At 64.3% G+C, this 6,443-nt stretch carries 5 protein-coding genes; 4 read left to right on the top strand and 1 reads right to left on the bottom strand.

The window, feature by feature from the left end:
• From EOA60_RS13995 to EOA60_RS13985, 3 genes are all read left to right on the top strand, one after another.
• The coding region (locus tag EOA60_RS13995) for a hydantoinase B/oxoprolinase family protein (RefSeq protein WP_164899303.1) at window positions 1-1,340 on the top strand (1,340 nt) is incomplete at its 5' end.
• Window positions 1,337-2,539, top strand: coding sequence for a pyridoxal phosphate-dependent aminotransferase (locus tag EOA60_RS13990; protein ID WP_095825003.1), 1,203 nt, complete (start codon window positions 1,337-1,339; stop codon window positions 2,537-2,539). The genes EOA60_RS13995 and EOA60_RS13990, both read left to right, overlap by 4 nt.
• A 3-nt stretch (window positions 2,540-2,542) precedes the next feature.
• Window positions 2,543-3,355 (top strand): NAD(P)-dependent oxidoreductase, encoded by an 813-nt coding sequence (locus EOA60_RS13985; RefSeq protein ID WP_095802273.1) that lies wholly within the window; start codon window positions 2,543-2,545, stop codon window positions 3,353-3,355.
• A 78-nt stretch (window positions 3,356-3,433) separates the two neighbouring features.
• Here EOA60_RS13985 and EOA60_RS13980 read toward each other — a convergent pair whose 3' ends face one another.
• Complete coding sequence (locus EOA60_RS13980) at window positions 3,434-4,810, bottom strand: aspartate aminotransferase family protein (RefSeq protein ID WP_095802338.1); 1,377 nt, start codon at window positions 4,808-4,810, stop codon at window positions 3,434-3,436.
• A gap of 263 nt (window positions 4,811-5,073) precedes the next feature.
• On the opposite strand from EOA60_RS13980, the gene EOA60_RS13975 reads away from it, so the two are divergent.
• The gene (locus EOA60_RS13975) at window positions 5,074-6,192 is read left to right on the top strand and encodes an NAD(P)/FAD-dependent oxidoreductase (RefSeq protein ID WP_095825004.1); all 1,119 of its coding nucleotides are present in this window, start codon (window positions 5,074-5,076) and stop codon (window positions 6,190-6,192) included.
• Window positions 6,193-6,443: the final 251 nt, after the last annotated feature.

Here is a 6,443-nt window from a genome sequence, read left to right as displayed (position 1 = left end):
ATCCCTGGCAGGGCACCGGCCACCTGCACGACATCACCATGGTGTCCCCGTCCTTCCTCAACGGCGAGCTCGTCGCCTTCTTCGCCTGCACGGCACATGTCGTCGATGTCGGCGGGCGCGGCTTCGGCGCCGACGGCAAGTCGGTCTACGAGGAAGGCATCCAGATCCCGATCATGAAGTTCGCGGAAAAGGGCAAGGTCAATCTCGATCTGGTCAGGATCCTGCGCGCCAATGTCCGCGAGCCCAACCAGGTGGTCGGCGATTTCTATTCGCTCGCTGCCTGCAACGAGGTCGGGCACCGGCGCCTCGTCGACATGATGAAGGAGATCGGCCTGACCTCGCTGGATGGGTTAGGCAATTTCATCTTCTCGCGCACCCGCGACGCCATGCTGGAACGCATCGAGGCGCTGCCCAAGGGAAGCTGGTCGAACGAGCTGGTGACCGACGGCTACGACGAGCCGGTGAAACTCGCGGCCACGGTGTCGGTCCGCGAGGACCATGTCGAGGTCGACTTCACCGGCACCGACCCGATGAGCCGCTGGGGCATCAACTGCCCGATCATCTACAGCAAGGCCTATGCCTGCTATGCGCTGAAATGCATGGTGGCGCCCGACATCCCGAACAATGCCGCCTCGCTCGCCTTCTTCACCGTGTCGTCGCCGGTCAACATCCTGAATGCCGTGCGGCCGGCCCCGGTGGCGTTGAGGCACATCTTCGGCCACATGGTGCCCGATCTGGTACTTGGCGCGTTCTCCAAGGCGTTGCCCGGAAAGATCCTCGCCGAAGGCGCCGGCGCGCTGTGGAACATCCACATTTCGGCGCGGCCCGTCGCCGGCGCGTCCGGCCGCCGCGCCGAAGTGCTGATGTTCAACTCCGGCGGCATGGGCGCGCGGCCTGAGCTCGATGGGCTGTCGGCGACGGCCTTCCCGTCCGGTGTCCATACGATGCCGATCGAGGCGACGGAGCATACCGGTCCGATCGTGATCTGGCGCAAAGAGCTGCGGCCGAATTCCGGCGGCGACGGCGAGTTCCGCGGCGGCCTGGGTCAGATCATCGAGATCGCCGCGACCGACGGCCACGAGTTCGACTTCTCCGCCATGTTCGACCGAGTGAACCATCCCCCGCGCGGGCGCAATGGCGGCGAGCCCGGCGTCGCCGGCGTGGTCAAGCTCGACGACGGCACAAAGATGCGCCCCAAGGGCTGGCAGCACGTCCCCGCCGGGCGGCGGCTGATCCTCGAACTGCCGGGCGGCGGCGGCTATGGCGATCCGGCCAAGCGCAGTGCCGCCGCGCGGGTCAACGACCGATCCAAGGGTTACATCTGGGAGAACGACCAATGAGTTACGTTGCCTCGCGCCTCTCGGCGGTGAAGCCTTCGGCTTCCATGGCGGCTTCGCAGGCCGCCAAGGCGCTGCGCGCCAAGGGTGTGGACGTGATCGACCTCGGGTTGGGCGAACCCGATTTCCCGACCCCGCTTCACATCATCGATGCCGCCCATTTCGCGGCGAAAGCAGGACAGACGCTCTACACCGCTGCCGCTGGCACCATCGAAGTGCGCGAAGCCGTGGCCGGCAAGTTCCGCCGTGAGAACGGGCTGGACTACACGGCCGACGACATCGTCGTCGCCAACGGCGCTAAGCAGATCATCTTCAACGCCCTGATGGCGACGCTGGAGCCAGGCGACGAGGCGATCCTGCCGGCGCCCTATTTCGTCTCCTATCCCGAAATGGTGAAGCTGCTCGGCGGCACGCCCGTCGTCGTCGAATGCCCGGAGACCACACGTTTCCGGCTGACGCCGGCGCTGCTGGAAAAGGCAATCACGTCAAGGACAAAGTGGCTTTTCCTCAACATGCCCGGCAACCCGTCTGGCGCGGTCTATTCCGCGTCCGATCTCAAGGCGCTGGGCGCGGTCCTGGCAAAACACCCGCAGGTGCTGGTCCTTTCCGACGAGATCTACGAGCACATCCTCTTCGACGGACGCGAATTCGTCTCCTTCGGCAAGGCCTGCCCCGAGCTCAAGGACCGCACCCTGATCGTCAACGGCGTCTCGAAGTCCTACGCCATGACCGGCTGGCGCGTCGGCTACGCAGCCGGCCCCGCGCCACTCATCAAGGCGATGTCGACGATCCAGAGCCAGTCCTGCACCTCGGTGTGCTCGATCGCACAAGCCGCGACCGTCGCCGCCCTCAACGGGCCGCAGGATGAAGTCGCGCGCTTCCGGCAGGCCTTCGAGGCGCGCCGCAACCTGGTAGTGGACGGCATCAGGAAGATAAACGGACTGACGTTGTCGCCGCCGGAGGGCGCCTTCTACGCCTATATCGGCTGCGCCAGCCTGATCGGCCGCAAGACGCCCAAGGGCCTCGTCCTGGAGGATGACGCGGCCGTGGCCAACTATCTTCTCAACGAAGGACGCGTGGCGTCGGTGCCGGGTGTCGCCTATGGACTGTCACCCTATTTCCGCATCTCGACGGCGACCGGCGAAGGGGTGCTGGCCGAGGCGATCTCGCGGATCAATGCCGCCGTCGCGCAAGTGGAGTAAACGATGCCGCACTACGAACGTATATTGATCACCGGCGCCGCTGGCCGGCTCGGCTCGCAATTGCGCAAGGGACTGGTGCCGCTGGCAAGCAAGATCCGCCTGGCGGGCCGCGGGCCGTTCAGCGATCTTGCGCCTCATGAAGAAGAAGCCGTCTTCGATCTTGCCGACATGGAGGCGACCATCGCGGCCACCAAGGACTGCGATGCGATCGTGCATTTCGGCGGCGCGCCGCTCGAATGCGAGTGGCAGACCATCCTCGATTCCAGCATTCGCGGCTCCTACCACATCTATGAAGGCGCCCGGAAACACGGCGTGAAGCGCGTCGTCTACGCCTCCTCGGTACATGCCATCGGCTATCACGAAATCGAGGCGCATATCGGCGTCGACGCGCCGGTGCGCCCGGACAGTCTTTATGGCGTGTCGAAAAATTTCGTCGAAAGCCTCAGCCGGCTTTATTGGGACAAGTTCGGCATCGAGACGGTGTGCCTGCGCATCTTCTCGTCGTTCCCCGAGCCGGCCGACCGGCGCATGCTGTGGTCGTATCTTTCCTTCGCCGACTGCGTGCGCCTGGTCGAGGCATCGCTGACAGCGCCGCGCGTCGGCCACACCATCTCGTTCGGCCTATCCAACAACAAGCTGAAGATGGTCGACAACAGCGGCGCCGATCATCTCGGATTTATCCCGCAGGACAGCGCCGAGCCGTTCCGGGCCGCCGTCGAGGCGAAGACGCCAATTCCCGACCCAAGGAGGCCGTCGGTGAAATATCTCGGTGGCTGGTTCTGCGAACTCGGTCATCCGGACGACAAGCCCGAATAACCATGCCTCGCAAGCAGGTCAGTTCGGAAATGCCGATCTGACCGAGCCGACACGGGCGCTGCCATAGTGATCGATGGGTCAGTCCCGTGGCCGCACCTGCGGCAGCGCGGCCTCGAGCGACCGTTCGAAGGCGTCGACCAAAGCGTCGACCTGAGCCTCGGTAATGATCAGCGGCGGACAGAAAGCGATCGCATCGCCCATGTTGCGCGAGATCACGCCGTTGTGCTGCATGAACCCATTGACCAGCGCACCGAGAGCCGCAGGCTTGCCCCATGGCGCCTTGCTCGCCTTGTCGGCGACCAGCTCGACGGCGGCGATCAGGCCGACGCCACGCACCTCGCCCACCAGTGGATGGGAACCGAGCTTGCGCAGCCTGGCCTGCAAATGCGCGCCGACCGTGCGCGCATTGCCGACAAGGTCGCGCTCCTCGATCAGCTTGAGGTTTTCCAGCGCGACGGCCGCGGCGACAGGATGACCGCCGCCGGTGAAGCCGTGGCCGAAGGTGCCGATGCGATCGCTCTCGTCGGCGATCGGTTCGAAAACCTTGTCGTTGATCAGCAGCGCCGAGATCGGCAGGTAGGACGACGAGATCTGCTTGGACAACACCATGATGTCGGGCTTGATGCCGAAGGTCTGCGAACCGAACATCTCGCCGGTGCGGCCGAAGCCGCAGATGACCTCGTCGGCCACTAAAAGAATGTCGTATTTCGACAGCACCGCCTGGATTTTTCCCCAATAGCCGGCGGGCGGAACGACCACGCCGCCGGCGCCCATGATCGGCTCGCCGATAAAGGCGGCGATGGTTTCCGGCCCCTCTGCGAGGATCAGCTTTTCCAGGTCGTCGGCCAGACGGCTGGAAAACTGCTCCTCGCTTTCGCCGGGCTCGGCATCGCGCCAGTGGTGCGGCGTCGAGGTGTGCAGGATATTGGCGATCGGCAGGTCGAAGGACAGATGATTGTTCGGCAGCCCGGTCAGGCTTGCGGACGCGATGGTGACGCCATGATAGCCGCGCTTGCGGCTGATGATCTTCTTGCGCGTCGGCTGGCCGAGCGCGTTCGACCGGTACCAGATCATCTTGATCGCCGTGTCGTTGGCCTCGGAGCCCGAATTGGTGAAGTAGGCCTTGCTCATCGGCACCGGTGCCATCTGCACCAGCTTCTCGGCCAGATCGATCAGCGGCGAATGCGCCTTCGAGCCGAAATCGTGGTAGAAGGGCAGCTTCGACATCTGCCGCGTGGCCGCCTCGACCAGTCGCTTTTCCGAGAAGCCGACGGCAACGCTCCACAGGCCGGCCATCGCCTCGATATAGCGGTTGCCGGCAATGTCCTCGACATAGACGCCGTCGCCCTTTTCGATGACCAGCGGTCCCGTTTCCTGATGCTTGCGGGCATTGGTGTAGGCGTGCATGTGGTAGCGGATGTCGCGGGCTTCAGGGGAATTCGGTCTGGCGTCCATGATGGCTCCTGTCTGCGAGTGTAGGACCATCTCGCTGGTCGAGAAGTCCGAAATTTGCCCTCGTGTCTGAGCTGTGATGCATCATCGCGGGTTCAAGCCGCAAGAGCCGCCCTGTCACGATCGATAGCGCCATGGGAACCTGGCGCATGGTCGGTCTCGGAAGCGGCGGCGGGCACATCATTGCCCGACAGCAATGGACAACAGCCAAATGATCCTTGAGAAAGGGCTGTGAGGCGCCGCTCGCGCAACCGAATGGACTGGGCATGGAACGGGTTGACTGCGTGATTGCCGGTGCCGGCGTGGTCGGCCTCGCAATCGCGCGCGGCCTTGCCGCGCAAGGTTTCGACACGCTGATCGTCGAAGCGGCGGATGCCATCGGCACCGAGACGAGCTCGCGCAATTCGGAAGTCATCCATGCCGGCATCTATTATCCGCAAGGCTCGCTCAAGGCGCGGCTCTGCGTGGCCGGACGCGAGATGCTCTATCGCTACTGCGCCGAGCGCTCGATCCCGCACCGGCGTTGCGGCAAGCTGATCGTCGCGACCGATGATGCGCAGGAGCCGGTGCTTGCCAAAATTCGAGCCAATGCCGCGGCCTGCGGTGTCGATGACCTGCGTTTCCTCTCCGCCGCCGAGGCTCACAAGCTTGAGCCGGCGCTGCATTGCACCGCTGCGCTGCTTTCGCCCTCGACTGGCATCATCGACAGCCACGCACTGATGCTCGCCCTGCTCGGCGAAGCCGAGGGCGGCGGTGCGATGCTGTCGCTCAACACCCGCATCGTGTCGGGCCGGATCGAAGCCGACCGCATCGTTCTCCAGACAACCAGCACGGGAAGCGGCGAAGATTTCGAGATCGCCACATCGCGGCTCGTGAACGCGGCGGGGCTCGGCGCTGTCGCGCTTGCCGGCTCGATCACAGGATTCGATCGCCGGTTCCTGCCCGGGCTTCGCTACGCCAAAGGCAACTATTTTTCAGTGGCGACGCGAGCGCCCTTTTCGCACCTCATCTATCCCGTGCCGGAGCCCGGCGGGCTTGGCGTCCATCTGACGCTCGACCTCGGTGGCACGGCGCGCTTTGGGCCTGACGTCGAATGGACCGATGCGCTCGATTACCGCGTCGACCCCGCACGCGGCACCCGCTTCTATGCTGAAATCCGCAAATACTGGCCGGAACTGGCCGACGGCAGCCTGCAGCCGGCGTATAGCGGTATCAGGCCAAAGCTTTCGGGTCCCGGCGAAGCCAACAGCGATTTCGTCATCCAGGATACCGGGACGCATGGCATCGCGGGCCTGGTCAATCTATTTGGCATCGAAAGCCCCGGGCTGACCTCGAGCCTGGCCATCGCCGAGCATGTGACGCGCATCTTGCTGGAGCATCGCTAAGGGACATCGGAGCTCGAGCGAAAGCATGACGCTGAGAAGCCGGCTCCGGCCTGCGGACCGCCCCGATCGCACCGGCCACAGCAAACAATGTCCTTGCGGGCTTCGCGGCTGCTGACCATAGTTCGGGTATGAAATTGAGTTTCCCTGTTAGATTCCGCAGCACGAAATGAATTCCGCGAAAGACTCCCTCGTTGTCGTCGAGAGCCGCCCTGTCGAGAAGGTGGGGCTGGTCGAAATCAATCGTCCCCAAG

This window comes from Mesorhizobium sp. M1A.F.Ca.IN.020.06.1.1 (assembly GCF_004023265.1).
Lineage (GTDB): Bacteria > Pseudomonadota > Alphaproteobacteria > Rhizobiales > Rhizobiaceae > Mesorhizobium.
The sequence above is the reverse complement of the archived record's forward strand: the minus strand, read 5'-3'. Positions and strand labels throughout refer to the sequence as shown.

Bases quoted from the DNA above. Each gene is read 5' to 3' on its own strand.
- EOA60_RS13975 (WP_095825004.1), top strand. From the start codon at position 5,074: ATGGAACGGGTTGACTGCGTGATTGCCGGTGCCGGCGTGGTCGGCCTC.
- EOA60_RS13980 (WP_095802338.1), bottom strand. From the start codon at position 4,810: ATGGACGCCAGACCGAATTCCCCTGAAGCCCGCGACATCCGCTACCAC.
- EOA60_RS13990 (WP_095825003.1), top strand. From the start codon at position 1,337: ATGAGTTACGTTGCCTCGCGCCTCTCGGCGGTGAAGCCTTCGGCTTCC.
- EOA60_RS13985 (WP_095802273.1), top strand. From the start codon at position 2,543: ATGCCGCACTACGAACGTATATTGATCACCGGCGCCGCTGGCCGGCTC.